Origin of the sequence: Neptunicoccus cionae (assembly GCF_002860325.1) — a bacterium.
Taxonomy (GTDB): Bacteria; Pseudomonadota; Alphaproteobacteria; order Rhodobacterales; family Rhodobacteraceae; genus Amylibacter; species Amylibacter lutimaris.
On record NZ_PKOJ01000001.1, the window covers coordinates 57622 to 79161 of the forward strand.

17 protein-coding genes are annotated in these 21540 nt (G+C 57.2%); 4 read left to right on the top strand and 13 right to left on the bottom strand.

What is annotated here, in order from left to right:
- Nucleotides 1-41: 41 nt before the first annotated feature.
- Nucleotides 42-1187, top strand: coding sequence for a HupE/UreJ family protein (locus tag C0U40_RS00295; protein ID WP_180957578.1), 1146 nt, complete (start codon nt 42-44; stop codon nt 1185-1187).
- 63 nt (nt 1188-1250) lie between these two features.
- On the opposite strand, the gene C0U40_RS00300 is transcribed toward C0U40_RS00295, so the two are convergent.
- From C0U40_RS00300 to C0U40_RS00325, 6 genes are all read right to left on the bottom strand, one after another.
- Nucleotides 1251-2408: an ABC transporter permease gene (locus tag C0U40_RS00300; RefSeq protein WP_101653772.1), complete on the bottom strand. Its 1158-nt coding sequence runs from the start codon at nt 2406-2408 to the stop codon at nt 1251-1253.
- The gene (locus tag C0U40_RS00305; RefSeq protein ID WP_101653773.1) at nt 2405-3433 is read right to left on the bottom strand and encodes an ABC transporter permease; all 1029 of its coding nucleotides are present in this window, start codon (nt 3431-3433) and stop codon (nt 2405-2407) included. The genes C0U40_RS00300 and C0U40_RS00305 overlap by 4 nt, the downstream gene beginning before the upstream one ends.
- Nucleotides 3433-5358, bottom strand: coding sequence for an ABC transporter substrate-binding protein (locus C0U40_RS00310; protein WP_101654748.1), 1926 nt, complete (start codon nt 5356-5358; stop codon nt 3433-3435). The genes C0U40_RS00305 and C0U40_RS00310 overlap by 1 nt, the downstream gene beginning before the upstream one ends.
- A complete protein-coding gene (locus C0U40_RS00315; RefSeq protein ID WP_101653774.1) occupies nt 5358-7145 on the bottom strand; it encodes an ABC transporter ATP-binding protein in 1788 nt (595 codons plus the stop codon). The genes C0U40_RS00310 and C0U40_RS00315 overlap by 1 nt, the downstream gene beginning before the upstream one ends.
- An 87-nt stretch (nt 7146-7232) precedes the next feature.
- On the bottom strand, nt 7233-8510 hold the full coding sequence (locus C0U40_RS00320; RefSeq protein ID WP_435673775.1) for a nucleotide sugar dehydrogenase: 1278 nt from the start codon (nt 8508-8510) through the stop codon (nt 7233-7235).
- Between the two features lie 21 nt (nt 8511-8531).
- A complete protein-coding gene (locus tag C0U40_RS00325; RefSeq protein ID WP_101653775.1) occupies nt 8532-9551 on the bottom strand; it encodes an SDR family NAD(P)-dependent oxidoreductase in 1020 nt (339 codons plus the stop codon).
- Between the two features lie 141 nt (nt 9552-9692).
- On the opposite strand from C0U40_RS00325, the gene C0U40_RS00330 reads away from it, so the two are divergent.
- Nucleotides 9693-10994: a UDP-glucose dehydrogenase family protein gene (locus C0U40_RS00330; RefSeq protein WP_101653776.1), complete on the top strand. Its 1302-nt coding sequence runs from the start codon at nt 9693-9695 to the stop codon at nt 10992-10994.
- Between the two features lie 89 nt (nt 10995-11083).
- Nucleotides 11084-12298: a chromate efflux transporter gene (gene chrA / locus C0U40_RS00335; protein WP_101653777.1), complete on the top strand. Its 1215-nt coding sequence runs from the start codon at nt 11084-11086 to the stop codon at nt 12296-12298.
- A 5-nt stretch (nt 12299-12303) separates the two neighbouring features.
- Here the strand turns inward: chrA and C0U40_RS00340 are convergent, their stop codons facing one another.
- From C0U40_RS00340 to C0U40_RS00370, 7 genes are read right to left on the bottom strand one after another with little or no spacing between them, the layout of a single operon-like run.
- Nucleotides 12304-12780 (bottom strand): class I SAM-dependent methyltransferase, encoded by a 477-nt coding sequence (locus C0U40_RS00340; protein WP_101653778.1) that lies wholly within the window; start codon nt 12778-12780, stop codon nt 12304-12306.
- Nucleotides 12781-12784: 4 nt separating this feature from the next.
- Nucleotides 12785-13546: a polysaccharide deacetylase family protein gene (locus C0U40_RS00345; RefSeq protein WP_101653779.1), complete on the bottom strand. Its 762-nt coding sequence runs from the start codon at nt 13544-13546 to the stop codon at nt 12785-12787.
- Complete coding sequence (locus tag C0U40_RS00350; protein WP_101653780.1) at nt 13543-14703, bottom strand: glycosyltransferase family protein; 1161 nt, start codon at nt 14701-14703, stop codon at nt 13543-13545. The genes C0U40_RS00345 and C0U40_RS00350 overlap by 4 nt, the downstream gene beginning before the upstream one ends.
- 2 nt (nt 14704-14705) lie before the next feature.
- A complete protein-coding gene (locus tag C0U40_RS00355) occupies nt 14706-15284 on the bottom strand; it encodes a histidine phosphatase family protein (RefSeq protein ID WP_101653781.1) in 579 nt (192 codons plus the stop codon).
- Nucleotides 15281-16357 carry a glycosyltransferase gene (locus C0U40_RS00360; RefSeq protein ID WP_101653782.1) on the bottom strand — a complete coding sequence of 359 codons (1077 nt, stop codon included), beginning with the start codon at nt 16355-16357 and terminating at the stop codon, nt 15281-15283. Before C0U40_RS00360 ends, C0U40_RS00355 begins: the two co-directional genes overlap by 4 nt.
- A complete protein-coding gene (locus C0U40_RS00365) occupies nt 16354-17586 on the bottom strand; it encodes a glycosyltransferase family 4 protein (RefSeq protein ID WP_101653783.1) in 1233 nt (410 codons plus the stop codon). Before C0U40_RS00365 ends, C0U40_RS00360 begins: the two co-directional genes overlap by 4 nt.
- Nucleotides 17583-18806: a glycosyltransferase family protein gene (locus C0U40_RS00370; protein ID WP_101653784.1), complete on the bottom strand. Its 1224-nt coding sequence runs from the start codon at nt 18804-18806 to the stop codon at nt 17583-17585. The genes C0U40_RS00365 and C0U40_RS00370 overlap by 4 nt, the downstream gene beginning before the upstream one ends.
- Nucleotides 18807-19172: 366 nt before the next feature.
- On the opposite strand from C0U40_RS00370, the gene C0U40_RS00375 reads away from it, so the two are divergent.
- Nucleotides 19173-21512: a mechanosensitive ion channel family protein gene (locus C0U40_RS00375; RefSeq protein WP_101653785.1), complete on the top strand. Its 2340-nt coding sequence runs from the start codon at nt 19173-19175 to the stop codon at nt 21510-21512.
- Nucleotides 21513-21540 lie beyond the last annotated feature (28 nt).

Sequence of the window (21540 nt, forward strand, 5' to 3'; positions counted from 1 at the left end):
ACGAAACACGCCTTCAACCAATTCATAACAGAAATCCCCTCATGACCTTTCATAAATCATATAGCGCGATGCTTCTCTTAGCCACGCTTGCCGCATTTATTATCTCGCACTCGCCTTCGCGCGCCCATGAAGCCACGCCTTCAATCATCAATATGGCTTTGAACGGCACCGAGGTGACACTATCAATCGACACGAACCTCGAAGCACTGGTTGCGGGTGTGGCAGACGAAACCAATACCGAAAACGATGCAGAAGGAGAGAAAGAATATCTCCGCCTGCGGGAAACCGCGCCTTCCGAACTCTCTCAGGACTATGCCGAAATGCGTCCGACGTTCGACCCGACACTCGGACTTTCCCTTGACGGAACGCCTGTAGAGCTCCGCTATCTGGACCACTCCATTCCACCGGTCGGGGATCCCGATATAGCGCGGATATCGACCCTGACCTACAGTGCAACCCTTCCCGCTGCATCCGGCACGCTGACATGGGACTTCCCGTCAGACTACGGGGACAGTGTGCTGCGGGTCTTCCTGCCTGATACTGTTGACCCTGTGATCGCGGATTACGTGGCAAGCGGTGCGACAGCCTCCGTGGATCTCGACAACATCGCCCCGCAAACTACCGGAGAGGTCGTATGGGATTATATCGTGGCGGGTTTTGACCACATCATCCCCAAAGGGCTCGACCATATCCTGTTCGTGATCGGGCTGTTCCTGCTCTCGGCCCACCTGCGCCCGCTTTTGATGCAGGTTACGATGTTCACGCTGGCCCATACGATCACACTGGCGCTCGGCGCGCTCGGATATGTGAATGTGCCCGGCAACATCGTTGAACCGCTGATCGCCGCCTCTATCGTCTTTGTCGCGGTAGAAAACATCTTCACCGAAAAACTCACCGCATGGCGACCATTCCTCATCTTCGGTTTCGGTCTGCTGCACGGGCTCGGCTTTGCATCTGTACTGGGCGATTTCGGCCTGCCAACGGCACAATTCATCCCCGCGCTGATCGCCTTTAACATCGGTGTGGAAATCGGCCAGCTTGCCGTAATCGCCGTCTGTTTCCTTTCGGTTGGCATCTGGTTCCGCAACAAACCGTGGTATCACAGCAGCATCGTTGTTCCCGCCTCGGCCGCCATCGCAATCATGGCCGCCTATTGGGTACTGGAGCGCACCGGTTTTATCGCCTGAACCTTCTTCTGGCTGTAAATATCCCGGGGGTCCGGGGGCAGCGCCCCCGGCTATCTTTTCGCCTTAATGATCCGAATAGGGATCAAGAGAATCCCGCAAACCGTCCCCTAAGAAATTGAACGCCAGCACAACGACAATCACTGGCAGCATGGGGATCGCGGTCCAGGGGTAAATCTCGATCGACGCAAGGTTCTGCGCATCGTTCAGCATCACCCCCCAGCTGACCGCCGGCGCCCGCAGCCCCAGACCCAGAAACGACAGGGCCGTTTCGCCTAGGATCATGGCAGGGATCGACAACATCGCGCTGGCAATCAGGTGGCTGGCGAAATTGGGCAGCAGGTGCTTGCGGATGATCCGGTTCGGCTTGGCCCCCATCATTTCAGCCGCACGCACGAATTCCTCTTCCCGCAGCGCCAGAAATTTGGAACGCACCGCCCGCGCAAGGCCGGGCCAGTCCAGCAGCCCCAGAATGATCGAGATCACGAAGAATACCGCCACCGGACCCCAATGGCTCGGCACGGCGGCAGACAGGGCCAGCCACAAGGGAAGTTCCGGCAAGGAGCGCAGAACTTCGATCACCCGCTGCACACCCCAGTCGGTACGTCCGCCGAAATACCCTGCAAGCCCCCCGATCGTGATCCCCAGAATAAAAGACACGGTGATCCCGATCAGACCCACCGTCAGGGACAGTTGCGCACCATAAAAGATGCGTGAGAATATATCCCGCCCCAGCCGGTCCGCGCCCCAAAGGAACACAGTTGCCCCTTCCGGCGCGCAGAACAGATGGGTGTCTGCACGGAACACCCCGAGGAAGTTATAGTCGTCCCCTTCGCAGAAATACTCAAGCCGCGCCGGATTCTCGCGATCCTGTACATAGTTCCAGCGGAAATTTTCCAGATCAGCTTCGGCGGTGATCGGATAGACGTATGGCCCGATGAAAGACCCTTCGTGGAACAGCCGCACCATTTGGGGGGCTGCGTAAAGGTGATCCGCGTTGCGCTCGTTCGGGGTGTAGGGCACCAGAAACCCGACAAAGGGCAGGCTGAGATAGGCCACCAGCAGGAAGATACCCGACCACAGCCCGAGTTTGTGCCGTTTGAACTTGCGCCAGATCAGCAGCCAGCTTGGGGCGTCCAGATCGGGGCGGTCCAGCGACTTGATGTCCTCATCCGGATCATAAGGCGCGTCATCGACGTAGTGGTTGTTCGGTAAGACAGTCATTTCCCGCGCCCTCCGAACCGGATTCGCGGATCAAGCAGCACCAGAAGGACATCGGAAATCATCGTACCGACAAGGGTTAACGCAGCCACGAACAGCAGGATGAAACCGGCGAGGAACTGGTCCTGCGATTTCAGTGCTGTCAACAGCGCCGGACCAATCGTCTGCAAGCCGAGCACGACCGACACCAGCACCGATCCTGACACAAGGGATGGCAGCAGGTTGCCGATATCCGCCACAAACGGGTTCAGAGACACACGGAACGGATATTTCAGGATAGCCTTCACCGGCGGCACTCCTTTGGCCCGCGCCGTATCCACATAGGGTTTTGAAAGCTCGTCCAGAAGGTTCGCCCGCAACCGCTGCATCATGGCGGCAGCCCCTGATGTGCCGATCACAAAGGTCGGGATGATCAGATGCAGCAGGACCGATTTGATCTTCTCGGGGGACATGGGCTGGCCCTCAAATTCCGGAGCCATCAAGCCGCCAATTGGCAGGTTCAGATATTTGTGACCATAGTAGAACAGGATCAGCGCCAGCAGAAAGTTCGGCGTCGCCAGCCCCAGATACCCTACAAAAGCAGAAGTGTAATCCACCCATGTTTTGGATTTCGCTGCGGCCAGTACCCCCAACGGCAGGGCTACCAGATAAACGAACAGCACCGCTGCCACGTTCACCAGAACCGTCAGCCACAAGGCCCCGCCGACAATTTCCGCAACGGGGCGGTCAAATTCGAACGACCAGCCGAAATCCCCCTGAATAATACCGGAAAACCCGTGCGGGCCGGGCCAGAAGCCCATCCAGATCAGGTACTGTTTCCACAGCGGCTGATCGAGCGAGTATTCCACCCGCAGAAACTCCACTTTGGAAATGCCGTCTGCCTGCCCCGTGGCTCGCAGTTCGGCTATCAGGTTGGACAGGTAATCCCCCGGCGGCAGGTTCATGATGAAGAACACCAGCGCCGACACTACGACAAGGGTCGCGAGCATCGTGATGAAGCGGTAAATCGAATAACGCAGGATTAACATCAGTTCGTGACCTCGGGCGCGAAGAAGAATTCATCCATCCGGTGTATCCCGAAATGCGCGCCCGGATCCCAGGCCCACAACCCTGCCTTGGGCACGTTCTTCAATTTGTTAGACACGACAACCGGCTGCGGCGCTTCTGCCAGAATGCCGATAGCGTATTTTTCTTCAGCGTGAATTTTCAACATCTCCTGCCAGATCGCCACCCGCCGTGCGCGACTGTCGGTCCGTTCCCATTCAGCGGCCAGATCCATCAGACGGGCGGCTTTGGGCATATCCACCGGTTCGCCTGCCTCGGAGTTGGTCTGGTAATACTGCCCCCATTTCGGCCATGCGAAAAAATCCTGTGCGCGGGGCGCAAGATAGCCCGGCGAGGTATTGGGGGTCGGAATACCGTTGTCCCACCCGAACCAGACCGCCGCCATCGACTGGCCGGAATAAACGTGCTGGCGCAGGATATCTCGGTCGAGCGGACGCATTACCAGTTCCACTCCAATGTCGCGCCAAGTATCCGCGATGATTTGTAAGGCGTTTTCAACTTCCTGACGTTCGCCTGCGGTTTCTACCAGAATACGCATCGGGCGTCCGTCTTCCAGAACACGAATGCCGTCGCCTCTGCGTTTGGTATATCCCAGATCGTCGAGCATACGGTTCGCCCGTTCCGGATCGTATTGGGCATAGCTGTGAAGGTTTGATTCACTGAAGAACGGACTGGCGGGAAGCGCTGTCATATTCCCTTCGGAGGCCAGCCCGAAATAAAGCGCACGGTTGATCATCCGCCGGTCAATCGCAAGAGAAAGCGCCCGCCGGAATTGCACGTCCCGCAGAATCTCACGCCAGACCGGATCGGCGTGGTTCAGGTTCAGGTAAATGGCAATCTGGCTCGCAGTTCCGTTCGGCCAGAGGTGCACCGTGTAGCCCTGACCTTCGGATTCGCCCTTCTTCAGCACCGCTACGTCATTGAAATCCAGACCGCGCGCCTGAAGGTCTACCTCTCCGGCGTTGGTTTTCGCTGCCACCAGACCGGAGCCAACGATGCTCATCTCTACTGTATCGATATAGGGCAGTTGCAAACCGCGACTGTCGATCCGGTGATAATAGGGGTTGCGCACAAACAGGCGACGGCTGTCCATGCCGGTATCCGCGGGTATCCACGGCTGCAAGGTCGGCAGGCTGGGGTTGTCGAATTTATACATGTTATCGCGCTTGTTATGCAGCGCGGCCCAGCCGCGAACCTTGGCCTTTGTCACCGCCTTGGCCAGTGTTTCCGGATCGGCGTATTTTGTGTGGAACTGCTTCAGATATGTCGAAGGGCGATAGATAAACGGCGGTCTTGCCTGTGCCAGATGAGGCAGGAAACCCGGATTGGGCTTGGACCACCGGAAAACAACAGTGGTTTCATTCGGGAACAACACGCGCGGGTATTCACCGTCCACCCGCAAAAAGGATGGCGGTCCACTGGGGGAAAGTTCGGCGTTATTGACCACATCATACCACCAGTAACGGAAATCCTCGGAGGTGAACGGCGCACCATCGGACCAGCGGTGTCCTTCGCGCAGTTTAAGTACGAAAATCCGTTCATCCGCAACTTTCACATCCGCCAGAATATCCGGCACAAGGTTGTATTTTGCGTCATACCCCACCAGCCGTCCGTAACCGTACACAACCATCTGCCGCACGTCTTTGGAACGCGTGACCATCGTGCGCAGATTGCCGCCGTGCTGGCCAAACTGGCGCCCCTTCTCAGCAAGATCGACCACAAACGGATTGCGCGGCATCCGTTTTTCAATAGGGTCGAGCGCGCCCGATTTGACTTCTGTCTCCCAAAAACCGGTTTCCTGCATCACGACATCTTCTGCCAAAGCGGCAAAAGGTGCTGAAGCCAGAAAGGCGACAAGGCAAAGGGAACGAATGACAGGCTTCAACATCATGGGTTTACCCGGACCAAATGGCCCGGCTCCGTTTCGACCAGAGGCGGCAGGGAACTGCCTTGCATGGCATAGGCTTCGGGCCAGGTATGCGGATCGCCCGCGCCCAGCGCCACGGTCTGAAGGTTGATTTTCTGGCTGACGTCGGCCTCAAGACAGGCAGCGATCAGCGCCTTGGTATAGGGATGGCGGGGGGCTGTGAACAACACATCCGGCGCCGCTTGTTCAACAATTTGACCCTGTCGCATCACCGCTACCTCATCCGCGATCCGTGCGACCACGGCCAGATCGTGACTGATGAACAGGTAGCTAAGCCCGAAATCGTCGCGGATTTCTTCCAAAAGTTCCAGCACCTGCATCTGCACCGAAAGATCAAGCGCGCTGGTGGGTTCATCACAGACCAACAGGCTGGGATTCAAGGCGAGCGCGCGGGCTATGGACAAACGCTGGCGCTGGCCACCGGAAAACGCATGGGGGAAGCGGCGCAGCATATTCTTGTCGAGCCCGACTTTCTCCAGCAGCTCTGCTGCCCGTTCCTTTTGTTCCTTTCGGGTTCCGATCCCGTGAATACGCAGCGGTTCAGTCAGAATATCGATGATCTGCATGCGTGGCGAAAGGGAACTGAAAGGGTCTTGAAAGACCATCTGCGCTTCACGTTGGAAGGCCCGCCGCTCTGACGTGTCCAGATGGGCCACATCGACCGGCAAAGCGCCTTTCGTTGCCCAGTAGCGAATTGCCCCGCCGGCATCTGCCTGTGTCGCGCCCAGCGCAATATTCGCAACGGTGGACTTGCCAGAGCCGCTTTCGCCCACAATGGCAAAGGTCTTGCCCCGCTCCACCGTCAGGCTGACATTTTTCACAGCCTGAACTTCGCGGTTTTTACCGAAGAAGGTGCCAGCGCGGGAAACAAAGGTTTTGTTAATCCCTTCAAGCTGAAGGATCGGATCCACGACAGGCCGCGCTGCAGAGGGTTCCGCGCTGTGGGGAATGGCAGGCGCTGCAGCCAGCAGCTTTTTCGTGTATCCGTGGGCCGGTGCGCCGATTACGATATCGGTTGGCCCGCTTTCCATAACGCGCCCCTTGCGCAGAACGCAAACCTCATCGGCGATATTTGCGACCACGCCAAGATCATGGGTCACAAAAATTACTGCCATTCCGGTTTCTTCCTGCAACCCCTTGATCAGTTCCAGCACCTGCGCCTGCGTGGTCACATCCAGCGCCGTTGTAGGTTCATCGGCAATCAGCAGTTCGGGCCGTGCAATCATCGCCATAGCAATCATCGCCCGCTGCCGCATACCGCCCGACAGTTCGAAAGGGTAGGCCGCGAAGGCCCGTTCCGGATCGACAAAACCCACACGGCGGAATTTTTCGATCACTTTGACCTTTGCACTGGCCCGGGAATGGCCACGATGCAGGGTCAGAACCTCGGCCACCTGATGACCGATGCGGTGCAGCGGTGACAGGCTGTGCATGGGTTCCTGAAAGATCATCGAAATGCGATCGCCCCGCACATCGCGGAGCTCTTTTTCGGACAGGGAAAACAGATCAACCGGCGCGGAAGCCTTCGGATTAAACACTGCTGTACCGGAATGGATCACCGCGGATCGAGGCAGCACCCGCAGCAAGGACCGGCAGGTTATCGTTTTACCGGAACCGCTTTCGCCCACCAAGGCAAGTGTCTCGCCCCGATCAATCGAAAAATTCACATCCGTAATAATCGGTGGCTGGTCTCCAAACCCGATCGACAGGTCGTTAACCTGCAACAGCGGCGTGGTCTCGGCGTTCATTCTGATGTCCCGTTCAAACAGGGCCTCTTTCAAGGCCGCAGCACCAGTTAACGCGCGGTGCAGGAAAAAAACAAGGACTGCCGCAGGTTACAAACGCAAATCTGCCACTGATTTCGGCAAAATATGCTTAAGATCGTAGATGACGCTAGGTGAAGCACACAGCGCGCTGATTTTTGCCGGATCATCCTTGGCAAATTCGTCATGTGCCACAGCCAGCACCACCGCGTCATAGCGGCCCTGTTCCGGTGACTCTACCAGATCGATGCCATAAATTGCGCGGGCCTGATCAGGATCGGCCCAGGGATCGTGCACATGCACCGTCACCCCGTAGTCCTGAAGTTCTGCAATCACATCCACCACGCGGGTGTTGCGCAGATCGGGGCAGTTTTCCTTAAACGTCAGCCCCATCACAAGAATCTCGGCTCCTTCAATTGCAACACCCTTGCGGATCATTGCCTTGATCAGTTCCGATGCCACAACCTTGCCCATCGCGTCATTGATCCGCCGCCCCGCAAGAATGACTTCGGGGTTATACCCGACCGCCTGGGCCTTATGGGTCAGGTAATAGGGATCGACCCCGATGCAATGACCGCCCACCAGTCCGGGCTTGAAGGGCAGGAAGTTCCATTTGGTGCCAGCGGCCGCCAGCACATCGGCGGTATCTATGCCCAGCCGGTGAAAAATCATTGCCAGTTCGTTCACCAGTGCAATGTTCAGATCACGTTGGGTGTTTTCGATTACTTTGGCCGCTTCGGCAACGGCGATGGACGGGGCTTTGTGGGTACCGGCAGGAACGATCGCGGAATAAAGGCTGTCTACAAAATCCGCAGCTTCAGATGTACTTCCGGAGGTGACTTTCACAATGCTCGGCAAGCGACGCTGCATGTCACCGGGATTGATCCGCTCCGGGCTGTAGCCGACAAAGAAATCACGGTTGAACACCAGCCCAGAGGCCGCTTCGATCACCGGAACGCAGTCTTCTTCAGTGGCGCCGGGGTAAACCGTGCTTTCAAAGATCACTACATCGCCTTTGGACAGCACCCCACCGACCGACTGGCTGGCGGCAAGCAGCGGGCCGAGATCGGGACGTTTGTGCGCATCCACAGGGGTTGGCACCGTCACCACATACACGTTGCAATCGCGGATTTTCTCTACAGTATCTACAAATTGCAGATGCTGCGCCTGCGCCAGTTCATCAGGCGTAACCTCGCGGGTGAAATCCTCGCCCTTGCGCAGACTGGCGATCCGTCCGGCGTTCAGGTCAAACCCGACCGTCGGAAACAGGCGTCCGAATTCCACGGCGAGCGGCAATCCGACATAGCCAAGACCGATCACGGCGATTCGGGCTGATTTCATATCCAACATAGCAATGCTTCCTTCTGTGCATCACACAGAATAATAGTCCCGATACCAATCGACAAAGGCTCGCACGCCATCGTGAACATCTGTTTCGGGCGCATATCCGACCAGCTGTTTGAGCAACTCGCAATCCGCCCAGGTGGCCGGCACATCGCCCGGCTGCATATCCATGTAGTTCCGCTTAATCTTGCGGCCGATGGCCTGTTCTATCTCGTCCACGAAATCCAGCAGGCGCACCTTGTCGGAATTGCCAATATTAACCACACGAAACGGCGCCGCAGGTGAAAGGCTGTCATTTTCCAGCGGCGTCCATTCTGCGCGGTTTTCGACCAGCGGGGGCGGCGCATCGACCAGCAAACTGATCGCGCGTACCAGATCCACAACATAGGTAAAGTCCCGCTCCATATCGCCGTGATTGTAAACATCAATGGGATCACCGTTCAGACCGGCCTTCACAAATTTGAACAGCGCCATATCCGGACGCCCCCAAGGGCCGTAAACCGTGAAGAAACGGAACATGGTTGTCGGCAGTTTCCACAGATGGGCATAAGAATGCCCCATGTTTTCATTGGCTTTTTTCGTCGCCGCATAAAGCGTCATCTGCGTGTCGGTCTTTTCCACCTCGGTGAAAGGCATCACCTCATTTGCACCATAAACGCTGGAGGTAGAGGCCATCAGCAAATGGTCCACCGCCAGTTCGCGGGCCAGTTCCATTATGTTAAAGGTGCCAACGAGATTGGTTTCAATATAGGCGCGGGGGTTTTCGATGGAATAGCGCACGCCCGCTTGCGCTGCGAGATGGACAATCACATCCGGTGCAAAATCCATCACCGGAGCTTGTAATTCCTCAAAATCGCGAATGTCCACTTCAAGGGCGCTAAACCCTTCATTCTGGGACAACATGGCGTGACGGCGGCGTTTGAGGTTCACGTCATAGTAATCCGTCATCGCGTCAACGCCGAGCACCTGCCACCCGTTGTCAAGCATCACCTGCGCGAGGTGAAATCCGATAAACCCTGCGCTGCCTGTAATCAGTATTTTCGCCATGACGTGCCTTTTTGCAGAAACACCCAACCCTTACCTGCCACAAGCAGGCTCTGCAATCAGGCTAATTCGCTTGAACCAAGGCCTGATTTAGGTAGAACCACAGTTTATCAGGAACGTTTTCTTCCAGCAAAAGGCTTTAATATGCAGTTAACTATGATTGGTACCGGTTATGTCGGGCTCGTTTCAGGGGTTTGTTTTTCCGATTTCGGCCACGATGTAATTTGTGTCGACAAACTGCCAGGGAAAATCGAAGCCCTCGAAAATGGCATTGTTCCGATTTTCGAACCGGGGCTGGAAGATTTGATGGCGCGCAATGTGGCGGCCGGGCGACTGGGGTTCACACTGGATTTCGCCGATGCCGTGGCAAAGGCAGATGCAGTCTTTATCGGTGTTGGCACACCCACCCGTCGCGGTGACGGTCATGCGGACCTGACCTATGTCTACGAAGCCGCCCGCGAGATTGCCCGTGCGATGGACGGCTACACTGTAGTTGTGACAAAATCCACCGTGCCAGTTGGGACAAACCGCAGGATTGAGGAAATCATCCGCGAAGAAAACCCAGAGGCAGATTTCGATGTGGCCTCCAACCCAGAGTTTCTGCGTGAAGGTGCCGCAATCGAAGATTTCATGCGGCCTGACCGCGTAGTGGTTGGTGTTGAATCCGACAAGGCCCGCGACGTGATGGCCAAAATTTACCGTCCTCTTGCCCTGCGAGAAGCCCCGATTGTCTATACCGATCTGGAATCCGCCGAGATGATCAAATACGCTGCCAATGCCTTTCTCGCGACAAAGATTACGTTCATCAATGAAATCGCCGCTCTGTGCGAAAAAGTTGGTGCGGATGTGAAATCCGTTTCCAAAGGGATGGGAATGGATAACCGGATCGGATCGAAGTTCCTGAACGCGGGCCCGGGGTATGGCGGTTCCTGCTTCCCCAAAGACACAAAGGCGCTGGCGCGGATCGGTCAGGAATATGCAAGCCCGATGGAAATCGTCGAATCCGTGATCGACATCAACGAAGCCACCAAACGGCGGATGATCGACAAGATTATGGAGCTTTGCGACGATTCCGTAAACGGCAAGAAGATCACCGTTCTGGGTGTAACCTTCAAACCCAACACCGACGACATGCGCGACAGCCCTTCCCTGACGATTGTTCCTGCGCTGGTCGGGGCCGGTGCAAACGTGCATGTGGTTGATCCTCAGGGGTACAAGGAAGGCAAGGACCTTCTGCCGGGCGTAACATGGGAAGACGATGCTTACGGTGCCATAGAGAATGCGGAAGCGGTGATCCTGATGACAGAGTGGAACGAATTCCGCGCGCTGGATCTTGACCGTATGGTAAGTATCATGAAGACGCCGAAAATGGCAGATCTGCGCAATGTTTATGATCCGGCCGAGGCTGCAAAAGCCGGCCTGACCTATGTAAGCGTCGGGCGCTGAACAGCCCACCTTGATGAAACCGTTACGACGTCATGCTATCGGGGGTCAGGCTGTTCGGCCTGCCCCTGTTCGCATTTCAAGGTAACAATATGACAGCCACACAGACACGCCCTTTTCCCACCCCTGTTAAGGGTAATGCAGGTGAAGTGTTTGCGGTGTTTCTAAAACTTGGCCTGACCTCTTTTGGCGGGCCGGTTGCACATCTGGGATATTTCCGGGACGAGTTGGTCACACGGCGGCAGTGGCTGAAGGACGCGGATTACGCGGATCTGGTTGCGCTTTGCCAGTTCCTGCCCGGCCCTGCCTCCAGTCAGGTCGGCTTTGCCTTGGGTCTTATGCGGGCTGGATGGGCCGGAGCTTTTGCGGCCTTCGCCGGCTTTACCTTTCCATCGGTTTTTATCCTTTTCGCCTTCGCGCTGGGCGCTACCGCCGTTTCCGGACCGATCGGAAGTGGCGCATTGCACGGTTTGAAAATCGTCGCCGTGGCCATCGTCGCGCAGGCAGTCTGGGGGATGGCCTGCACGCTGTGTCCTGATCGCACCCGTGCAACCATTGCTACCGGTGCAATCGGCATCCTCGCCCTGTTTTCCGGCGCGGCGGGCATGGTCGCCGCCATCCTGTTTGGCGCGATAGCAGGGCGCCTGTTTTGCCACAGCACGGCACGTTATGCGCCCGCGCCGCGCCTGCCGGTTTCGCGCACAGCGGCAATGTTTTGCCTTTTCCTTGCCGTCGGATTGCTGGCACTGCTCCCCATACTCGCCCCGCTTTCCCCAAGCCTGAGTGTCTTTGACAGTTTCTACCGTGCCGGAGCACTGGTGTTCGGCGGCGGCCATGTGGTACTGCCCCTGCTGGAAGCCGAAGTGGTGCAAAGCGGACGGGTGTCGGCAGATGCGTTTCTAGCGGGCTATGGCGCAGCGCAGGCTGTGCCCGGCCCTTTGTTTACCTTTGCGGCCTATCTCGGCGCTGTGCTTGGCGGCGAACCAAACGGGATAACCGGCGCAGCTCTTGCGCAAACAGCACTGTTTTTGCCCGGTTTTTTGCTTCTGACAGGGGTGCTCCCGTTCTGGCAGAGCCTCCGGAACACCACAAGCGTGCAGAGCCTGATGCAAGGCGCCAATGCCGCCGTGGTCGGCATACTGGGGGCCGCGCTCTATTCACCTGTCTTTACCAGCGCGATTCACGGCATGCCGGATCTGGCACTGGCGGTGGGCTGTTTCGTTTTGCTGATGGTTTGGAAGACACCGCCCTGGGCTGTGGTAATGCTTGCAGCCTTTGGCGGTGTACTTCTTAACCTTGCGGGCTAAGCCCTTCAGGTCCGGTAGAAATAATACCGGTCCGGTGCAATATGCTCCGGCCCTTGCACCTGATCGAACCCCTCCAGTGGCTGACCTGATACGATCATGCCGCCGCGCACCATAATCTTGGCAATCAGCGGGCTGAGCCGCGCGGCCTCGGCCACGTCCTCCTCTTTCACGCCATAACCGAAGTCATAATGGGCAAGCACGATTTTCGCGTCCATTTCTGCAAGCCGTGCGAGCCCTTCCTCAGCTTCGCCTTGCAGGAAGTCCAGTTCCGGCGGCACGCAAGACGGATGGCATTGCAACACGCGGTCCATCACCCAAATGCGGCGATCCGGCATGGTTTCGCGCATATGGTCGTAGGTCCGCCCGTTGCCGAGCCCCATGTCCAGCCCGTCCCCTGCGTGGCTTTCCACCAGTTTTGCGGCCCAGTTCAATCCGTCCCTCTGGGCTGTGAACCGTCGTAGCATGCTGTCTAGTCTGCTCATTTTTTTACCTCTTCGCCATGTCTTGCGCGGACCAGAGTTCAACCGGCCCGCCTTTGAATTTCATCAGGAGTTCTTCGGAAAAAGCCCAGATATCCGCATCATGGGCTTTGTGGTGTGTCAGATAACCGTAAGGCTCTGTATTGTCGGCCTGCCCCGATCGCCGCTCCGCCAGTTGATCTACCATGCGCGCGATGATTTTTTCCGGATCGTCAAGCGAGCGGCTGCCGCGCCATTTTATCGGGTCCACATGGGTGTTGATCTGCTCCATCCCGCGCTTTGACCAGCGGTTCCGGCGCGGTCCGTATGTGGAAAAGCCTTTGTAGCCGAGAGTTTTCAGTTTGAACTTGTGATCATTGCCAAAGCGGTTCCACGGGGGGACAAACATCGGAACGAAATTTTCTCCGAACCCGTCCTCCATAAGGTGCTTTCCCTCTTCCAGTTCCTGCAAGACCGCACCAGCATCCCGATCAGAGGCAAACTCGCACTTTTTAACTCCTGCGGGCGTATGGTCCTGATGGGCATATCCGTGCGTAACAGGAATAAGGTTTCGATGGTTGGCAACATAACGCGGCAAGTCAGGCTGCAGCTTGCTCGGGATCACAGCCAGAAAAACATCTACACCTGTCTTTTCCGACAAGGCGTTTAACTGCTCCAGTTCCGGCGTCACATGATAGGCATCATCATCCCGCCACCAGAACGGCAGGCGCAGGTCCGCAGCACGCCATGCGTCGAACTCAGTGTCTAAAGGGGCCCAGAGATTGTTCATGCGCTTTGCTCCTCACCTATATGTTTCTCGTAAAACTGCTCTACGATTTCAACGGCTTGTGCTGCGCCCTGAAACTGCTTGGGGTCCAGCGGCTGGACTTCGGCCCCCGACAGGCCTTGCACCGCTGCCACCAGCGCCTCGGGCGTGGCATCTGCTGCGCGGACGACGGTAAATCCGGTCTGTTTTGCTAGGCTTTCTGCCCGCAGGGTTTGTTCCACCTCGCCCCCCGCATCAAAGGGTACAAAAACCGCAGGGGTACGGGATTGCAGCAGGTCCATGGCAGTGTTGTAGCCACACATGCAAACTGCGATTTTGGCACCGGTAAGCATCTGGCGAAAATCGGGTCGCGTGGTCTCAATGGTCACGTTGTTGCTTGTCACTTGTGACTGTAAGTTATTGATGATCTGCATTTGATCGCTGCCACCGACAAGCAGTCTCCAATGATTTTCAGTATCCAGTGAAGCCGCTGTCACTGCTGTCTCGAACAGGCTCCGGCCAACAGATCCTCCGCCAGCTGTGACCAATATCTCTCCTGTGCCTGTGCCATCGGGATGGGCGCCTGCAGCAGGCGGCGCGACATATCCGGTATATTGCAGCTTGTCCGCAAGCATCGCTCCCACCGGCCAGCTTGCCTCCAGCGGGGTCAGTCCGGCGTCGGAATGCACCAGAACACCATCGTAATACACGGCGGTAACAGCCTCTGTTTCCAGCGCTTTTTCCGGTTTGGACGGCGGCGCAAGAATGTCGCGAATGGAACTGAACACCAGCGGTGGGTAAGGAGACTCCTGCGCGCGGTTCAGCACGGCCTGAAACTCTCCCTTCAGAACACGCCGCCCGAAAGGGTAGAGTTCGGTTATGATCACATCCGGTTCAATCCGTTCCAGACAGGACAGCAAAGCCGCCTTGCGACTGGCAAGGTAATCCGCATCCGCCACCCCGCCCTGTTGCGTAAGCAGCGTGGTAAAATTTACCCCGTCGGATTTTACCGGCGGAAGCTGGTGCAAGGTAATCCCCTCTGTCGGGAGGTTCCCGACAGGCACCCCGCCGGAAACCACATGGGCGTCATGTCCGGCATTGCCGAAAGCGCGGCCAAGGGTCAGGGCACGGCTGAGATGGCCGGTGCCAAGCAGATGGGTCACAAGGATCATCACACGCATGGTCAACGGGCCTCCAGCCGGATCGGATCACCGGAAACAGACAGGGCGTTCCCGTCCCAATCCATCACAAACAGGCGGTTACGTTTGATCCGGAATGGCGCGGGGCCGTCAAAATTCCAACCCGTTGCCCGTGCCAGAAGCACACGCATAATTCCGATATGACAGACTGCGATCGTGTCTTGTGTCAGGCTATCCAGCCAAGGCGCCAACCGCTCTGCAACATCGCGCGGGCTTTCCCCTTTTGGCGGTCGATAATCCCATCCCCAATGTTCCAAATCCTTGAAACCGGAGGCGGGATCGGCTTTCAGCTCCAGGCCCTTCTTGCCTTCCCAATCGCCCCAGTCCATTTCGATGAGTGCAGGTTCTTCACGCGCGTCACGATCAGCGATCAGACGGGCGGTTTGTGTCGCTCTCTGCAACGGGCTCGCCACCAGATCGGCATTCTGCCAACCTTGGGGCAGTTTCAGGGCCGCAAGGTCGGCGGCTGCCTGTTCTTCCAAGGCAATATCGGTGCGCCCCTGTATCTGCCCTGCGCGGTTCCACGGCGTGTGGCCGTGCCGGATAATCGCCAATTTGATCATTGTATGGCCCCTTTGAATTGCACTGCTCCGGCGAGTGTCTTTATCGCGGCACCACGCAAATGCTGCTGCGCGTACTGGCTCACGACAGAGTCTTGAGGCCCCCGATTGAAAGCCTGATCTATCGCCGCGCCAAAGGCTCTGGCGTCATCCGGTGGTGTCAGAAAACCGGAGGGGCCGACCACGTCGCGCACGCCTGCGCGATCTTCGGCAACCACCACCCGTCCGGCGGCCTGTGCTTCGATGTAAACCATTCCGAATGCCTCATTCACGCCGGGCCAGACGAAAAGATCCGCCGCACCCATTTCTCTGGCGACCCCTCCATCGTCCAGCGATCCGACAAATGTAATGCGCTTGCCAAAAGGAGCAAACAGCTCCCGCACTTCAGGCTCGGCAGGTCCACTCCCGACGATGCGCATGTTCCAGCCCTCTGTTTCCACAAAATGAAGCGCGGCTGCGAGGTTCTTGTAAGAGGCCAGCTTGTCACCAAAGCGCAGCATACCGACCGCCAGAAGAGTCTTTCCTGCCGGCTTTAAAGAGTCTTCCGGCAAGGTGTCGCGGTCCAGAAAAGGGCGCAGATGCACCAGCTTTTGTGTCTCTGGACGGGCCTTTTCCAATTCCGGCAAATCCCGCCCCGTGAAGTAGAAAATCACCGCTGCCGCGTCGCTGGCTGCATCGGCACGGCGGGCGAAACCGGCCCAAGGTCCCTGCAGGCGCTTTGGCGCGCGGCTGGCTTCGACCAGATGATAGGGTATGCCCAGCGCCGCACAGACCTGCGGGCCGATCAGGTCCGGTGCCTTGTAGTAATTATGATAGGTGACCCATGCATCCCAAACCGGTCCTCTGGCGATCAGTCCCTGCGCGATCCGATCCGCTTCGGCCACAAGCGCGGCCTGCGCCGCTGCATCCCCGACAGCTTCACGGCTGCGAAAAGTATTGACCAGTTCCACTGTGCCCAGTCCCTCCAGCGCGCGCATCAACGCCCGCGCAATCGTGCGGTCGCCGCTCGGGGTGTCGTGGGTCGGCGGTTTCAACGGCGCGTAGAAAGCGATGCGCGGGGTGCGCCCCTGTTTCATGAGATCAGCGTATTCAGGCGCGCAGAGAGTTGCGTTATGCCGGCATCCACCCCGAAATCCGCCATCAGCCGATCATAAGCGGCTTCGGCATATTGCATTCGCTGTTCCGGATTGCGGGCCAGTTCCATGATCGCAAATGTCAGGGTTTCCGGAGCGTCTTCAACCAGCAGCCCGTGCACACCGGAACTGATGAATTCGGGAATGGCGCTGACAGGGGTGGACAGAATCGCCAGCTTTTGTGACGCGGCCTCCATCAGCACATTTGGCAGGCCGTCCCGGTCCCCATCCTCGGCAATGCGGGAAGGCAGTACAAACAGGTCGTTGCTGCGCATTGCCTCAATCACTTCAGGCTGGTCGCAGGCCCCGCGCCACGTGATGCGGTCGTTAATCTCTTCGGCCTTAGCCATCGCGACAAGATCGTCTTTCAGATCACCGCCGCCAATGTGGGTCCAGTGCCATTTCAGATCATCGGGCAATAGCGACAGCGCTTTGACGAGTCGGTCAAACCCTTTCTTTTCGACCAGACGTCCGACAGACAACATGCGGAACACCCCGTCGTCGGGGCGCGGCGGTGGAGGCAGCGGGAAACGGTCGAGATCGAGCCCGTGATACAGCAGGCTGACACGCTCTGCCGGTTCGGCCATCTGTTGCAGATGCGCCGCGCCAAAGCCTGTACAGGTTACTCCAAAGGCGGCACCTGTGCCGTCATCCGCCAGTTTTTCGCGGATTTCCCAATCCGGAGAGGTCCAGATGTCCTTGGCGTGGGCAGAAAAGGACCAGTCGATGCCACGGATCAACGCCGCATAACGGGCCACGGACGATGGCGTATGCAGGAAATGGGCGTAAAGACCCTTGGTCCCCGCAGGCAGTTCCGCTGCCAGCACACAAGCCTGACCGAACCGGCGCACCCTGTTGCGGGTCAGATCGCGGCGCAGGTCCTGCATCCAGACCTGATGGGCCTTCTTGAACCCCGGCATCTTGCGCGCCTTTGACCACCCCCGCACAACGCGGGCTTTTTCGTGATGCAGGTATTCCGGAAGATACCGCACCCTTGCACGGGTTTCTTCATGCAGCGGGTGGGTTTTCTTGTCAGTTGGAAAGCGCAGCGACCAGATGTCAAAGCTGTGTCCTGCCCGTTCCAGTGCAACGAGTTCCTGTGCAATAAATGTTTCGGACAGGCGCGGCCAGCCTTTGACGACCACCGCCAGTTTCGGGTCTTCAGCGCTCATTCTGCGGCCTTTACATCCGGAGTATCCAGCAGGTCACGGACCCGCGCAACGATATGATCCAAGCCTTCCAGAAGGTCCGGATACTCCCCTGTTGAGGGCAGCGGCTGGTCCGGCAGGGCGCGAATGGCGTTTATCATCACATCCGTCCCCGGCCCGTCGCGGTCCGGGTCAAGCATACGTACCAAACCCAATTGTTCCGCCCGCGCAGCACGGATGTACTGTTCCAGACGGGGAACCTTGCGCGGCATGATGATCGCCCGTTTGTCAAAGGAAAGAATCTCACAGAAGGTGTTATACCCGCCCATAGCGATGACGCCCACCGCATTATCGATCAGGTTTTCCATCTTGCTGTCAAACCCGAGCGAAATCACCCGCCCGTCCAGTTTGGCGACCCGATCCTCGAACTGCGTGCGGGTATCACCTGAAAGGAAAGGCCCGTAGATTATGTGGGCTTTTGGGGAAAGGGTCGGATCGGCCTCATAGGCGCGCAGCACCTGATCCACCAGTCTTGCACCATCACCACCCCCCCCCGGCGTGACGAGGATATAAGGGTCTACATCTACATCCGGACCGTGATCCCATGTCTCGCGGCGCAGGTATCCGGTGTAATGCATCCGGTGGTTAACTTCTTCGGGGTAAGACACACCTTGCAGCGGGTTATAGATTGACTCGAGCCCGTAAACCCAGATGTCGTGGTAAAAATCCCGCATTGCGGCAACAGCGCCTTTGCGTTCCCATTCTGCTGCAAGGGTCTCTCCCTCGTCCAGCACGTCCCGCAGCCCAAGCACGAGTTTCGCGTTGGTATTGGCCCGCAACCACGCCAGCGTCTCCATCAGCTCGCCGCGAAAGCCGTTGGGTTCCTTGTCGACAATCACCAGATCGGGTTCGAAATTTTCTGCCGCCGCGCGGATCAGGCCGGCACGCAAAGCAGTGGTTTCGTCAATATCAAGACCAAGCGCTTCGGAGGCATAAGACCCGTCGGTCAGCTTTGTCACACCGGGCAGGCGGATGTGGTCTACCCTGTCGGGAAAGGTAAACCGGCCTGCTACCGGCGATCCGGTTAGGATCAGCGCAGAAAGATTGGGATCAAGTCCGGTCAAAGCACCCGCAATGGTGCGCGAGCGACGTAAATGGCCAAGACCAAAGGTGTCATGACTATACAACAATACGCGCGGCGCACGCCGACCCAACTCCGCAGGCCGCGATCCATCAGAACTCATATTAACCCGACCTTTGCGTCTAACTGTTGCATGTGGCTCCCGAATTCAGCCTGCAAAAACACATTTACGCGCCTTTTCCGGCTTCCGCCACGTTTTTCATGTAAAAGGCCCTGTGCACACAGGGCAAGAGGCCCAATGCACCCCGATCCCCGCGGCACACAAGCGCACATAACAACCGCTGCGGCAAAAAACAGTCACAAACCCAGAGACTCACAGTGACTTGAGACACTGTTACAACCTCCGCTGCTACAGTTGCCCTGTTCGTCCTGCGGAAAATAGGGAACGTCCCCGACGAAACCTGTTCCGCCCTTTCCCGTTGCGTTAAACCGCACTAAGGTCAGTTACGCTATCAACAAAGGGTCACATATGACCATCATCCGCTCTCTCCGTTTGTGCCTGATTACCGCGCTCTTTGCCTTGATCGCCGGATTTGCGCTGGCCCAATCCACCGGAAGTTCGTCATCCAACCCTATGGACGACATCATTAAATCCGCGACAGATTCCGGAATGCAGGTCATTGTGATCAATCCTGATGGTCCGTCCGAATCCGCAGAGCAGACAGAGGAAGAACAATACCACGGTTCCTTGCTGATGAAGACGCAGGAACGGGCCTATACCTTTCGCACGACCCTGCGCAATCGCGTGGCCCGTGCCCCCGAAGCGCTGGAAGAGATCATTTTCATCCTGAACGGGCAAAGCCCGACAGGGCATTATTCCATCTATTTCTTTATTGTGATGACCACACTTGCCAGCCTGATCCTCGCCGAATTAATCGTGCGGGAAACCTACGGGAAACGTCTGGTAGGACCGTGGTTCATAAGTTTGCAGAAACCGGACCCGATCGGCTATACCGACAAGCTGCCAATCCTTCTGTTGCGCACCGTGCTTGCCATGATCGGGCTCGCGCTGGTGGTAATGCTCTCATACGGGGTGGGCATCGCCATATTCGGAGAATCCGAAGACGGAACCGTGCGTCTGACTGTGGCTTACATCTACCTCACCTATATTGTGACCCGCAGTGTCGTGTTTTTATGGCGGATGATCCTGTCCCCCTATCTTGAAAAATACCGCATTCCGCATTTTTCGGACAAAGACGCGCATAAACTGTTTTACTGGCTTTGGACTGTGGCGACGATCTCGGCCATCGTGGTCAACTTTTGCGCCTGGATGAAAGAGCTTGGACTGAGTTATGACATCCACGCGCTGTTAACCTCTACGCTGACGCTGTTCGTGGTGTTTCTGAACGTGGCGATGGTGCTGGTCAATCGCAGGGCCGTGTCCGAAGCAATCCTGAACGGGGAGCGTTACGAGGAAGCCTCCCTACCGACGCGGATCGCATCGCAGGCCTGGGCACCGCTGGTGATCGCCTATTTCTTTATCGCATGGGCGGAAATGACCTATCGCCTGATCGAGGCCCAGCCTCTCGGCCTGCCACTGATCACCGGCTTTTATCTGGTGTTGCTGACGGTGACCGTGGTTTACGGGATCGTAGGCTATCTGATCGAACGCTTCTTCCACCGTCAGCGCCTGCTGGAACAATGGCGTGCCAAAGCCGCAGAGGATAGCCACGGCCCGGATGCCAGCTCGGACATAACCAAAGACGATGAGGAAGCCGAAGAAGAGCTTGCCCCCTTCCTGACCAACCACAAAATGCACACGTATGAGGATCTCTCCCGCCGCATCGCCAATATACTGGCAGTTGTCGCGGCGTTCTGGGCGATCTCGGAAATCTGGCAGATCGACATCGACATGATTGCCACCACGCAATTCGACCGGATTTACGACATCGTAACGATCCTGTTTATCGGTTATGTCATCTACCATTTCGTGCGCATCTGGATTGACCAGAAAATTGCCGAAGAAGGCGGTGATGCCGTTGAAGTAGCGCCCGGCGATGAAGGCGGTGCCGGCGGGGCATCGCGGCTTGCCACCCTTCTACCGCTCTTTCGCAACTTCCTGCTGGCGATCATCTTTGTCGCCTTCGCCCTGATTGCCCTGACGAACATCGGGATCAATGTCTCGGCCCTGTTTGCCGGTGCCGGTGTGGTGGGTCTGGCCATCGGCTTTGGTGCGCAGGCGCTGGTGCGGGATATTTTTTCGGGAGCGTTCTTTCTGTTTGATGATGCGTTTCGCAAGGGCGAATACATCGACATCGGTTCTGTCAAAGGTACGGTTGAAAAAATCTCTGTCCGTTCTTTCCAGTTGCGACACCACCTCGGCCCGCTTCACACAGTCCCGTTCGGGGAAATCCAGCACCTGACGAACTTCTCCCGCGACTGGGTGATGATGAAGCTGAAACTGCGTGTGACTTACGATACGGACGTTGAAAAGGTCCGCAAATTGGTCAAGAAACTGGGGCAGGAACTTCTGGAAGACGAAGTGGTCGGGCACCAGTTCCTGCAACCGCTGAAGTCCCAAGGCGTGATCGAAATGCAGGACAGTGCCATGATCATCCGCGTGAAGTTCATGACCAAACCCGGCGACCAGTGGATTCTGCGCAAACGTGTCTATCAGGAAATCCGCGACCTGTTCGAGCGCGAGGGTATCCGCTTTGCGCACAAAGAAGTAACTGTACGACTGGCCGATGTAGATCCGGATGATCTGACAAAGAAACAGAAAGAGGCCGTGGGCGCCGCTGCACTGGCGGCGATCGAGGAAGACGAAATGCAAGGCCAGCCCGAAGGCAACACTGACGACGACCGCTAGGCCGAACGAAACACGCAAGAGGAGGAAA

Coding starts and splice junctions, on each gene's coding strand:
- C0U40_RS00325 (WP_101653775.1), bottom strand. CDS start 9,551: ATGGCGAAAATACTGATTACAGGCAGCGCAGGGTTTATCGGATTTCAC.
- C0U40_RS00305 (WP_101653773.1), bottom strand. CDS start 3,433: ATGTTAATCCTGCGTTATTCGATTTACCGCTTCATCACGATGCTCGCG.
- C0U40_RS00370 (WP_101653784.1), bottom strand. CDS start 18,806: ATGAGTTCTGATGGATCGCGGCCTGCGGAGTTGGGTCGGCGTGCGCCG.
- C0U40_RS00330 (WP_101653776.1), top strand. CDS start 9,693: ATGCAGTTAACTATGATTGGTACCGGTTATGTCGGGCTCGTTTCAGGG.
- chrA (WP_101653777.1), top strand. CDS start 11,084: ATGACAGCCACACAGACACGCCCTTTTCCCACCCCTGTTAAGGGTAAT.
- C0U40_RS00320 (WP_435673775.1), bottom strand. CDS start 8,510: ATGTTGGATATGAAATCAGCCCGAATCGCCGTGATCGGTCTTGGCTAT.
- C0U40_RS00350 (WP_101653780.1), bottom strand. CDS start 14,703: ATGCGTGTGATGATCCTTGTGACCCATCTGCTTGGCACCGGCCATCTC.
- C0U40_RS00310 (WP_101654748.1), bottom strand. CDS start 5,358: ATGTTGAAGCCTGTCATTCGTTCCCTTTGCCTTGTCGCCTTTCTGGCT.
- C0U40_RS00340 (WP_101653778.1), bottom strand. CDS start 12,780: ATGAGCAGACTAGACAGCATGCTACGACGGTTCACAGCCCAGAGGGAC.
- C0U40_RS00345 (WP_101653779.1), bottom strand. CDS start 13,546: ATGAACAATCTCTGGGCCCCTTTAGACACTGAGTTCGACGCATGGCGT.
- C0U40_RS00360 (WP_101653782.1), bottom strand. CDS start 16,357: ATGAAACAGGGGCGCACCCCGCGCATCGCTTTCTACGCGCCGTTGAAA.
- C0U40_RS00375 (WP_101653785.1), top strand. CDS start 19,173: ATGACCATCATCCGCTCTCTCCGTTTGTGCCTGATTACCGCGCTCTTT.
- C0U40_RS00365 (WP_101653783.1), bottom strand. CDS start 17,586: ATGAGCGCTGAAGACCCGAAACTGGCGGTGGTCGTCAAAGGCTGGCCG.
- C0U40_RS00355 (WP_101653781.1), bottom strand. CDS start 15,284: ATGATCAAATTGGCGATTATCCGGCACGGCCACACGCCGTGGAACCGC.
- C0U40_RS00300 (WP_101653772.1), bottom strand. CDS start 2,408: ATGACTGTCTTACCGAACAACCACTACGTCGATGACGCGCCTTATGAT.
- C0U40_RS00315 (WP_101653774.1), bottom strand. CDS start 7,145: ATGAACGCCGAGACCACGCCGCTGTTGCAGGTTAACGACCTGTCGATC.
- C0U40_RS00295 (WP_180957578.1), top strand. CDS start 42: ATGACCTTTCATAAATCATATAGCGCGATGCTTCTCTTAGCCACGCTT.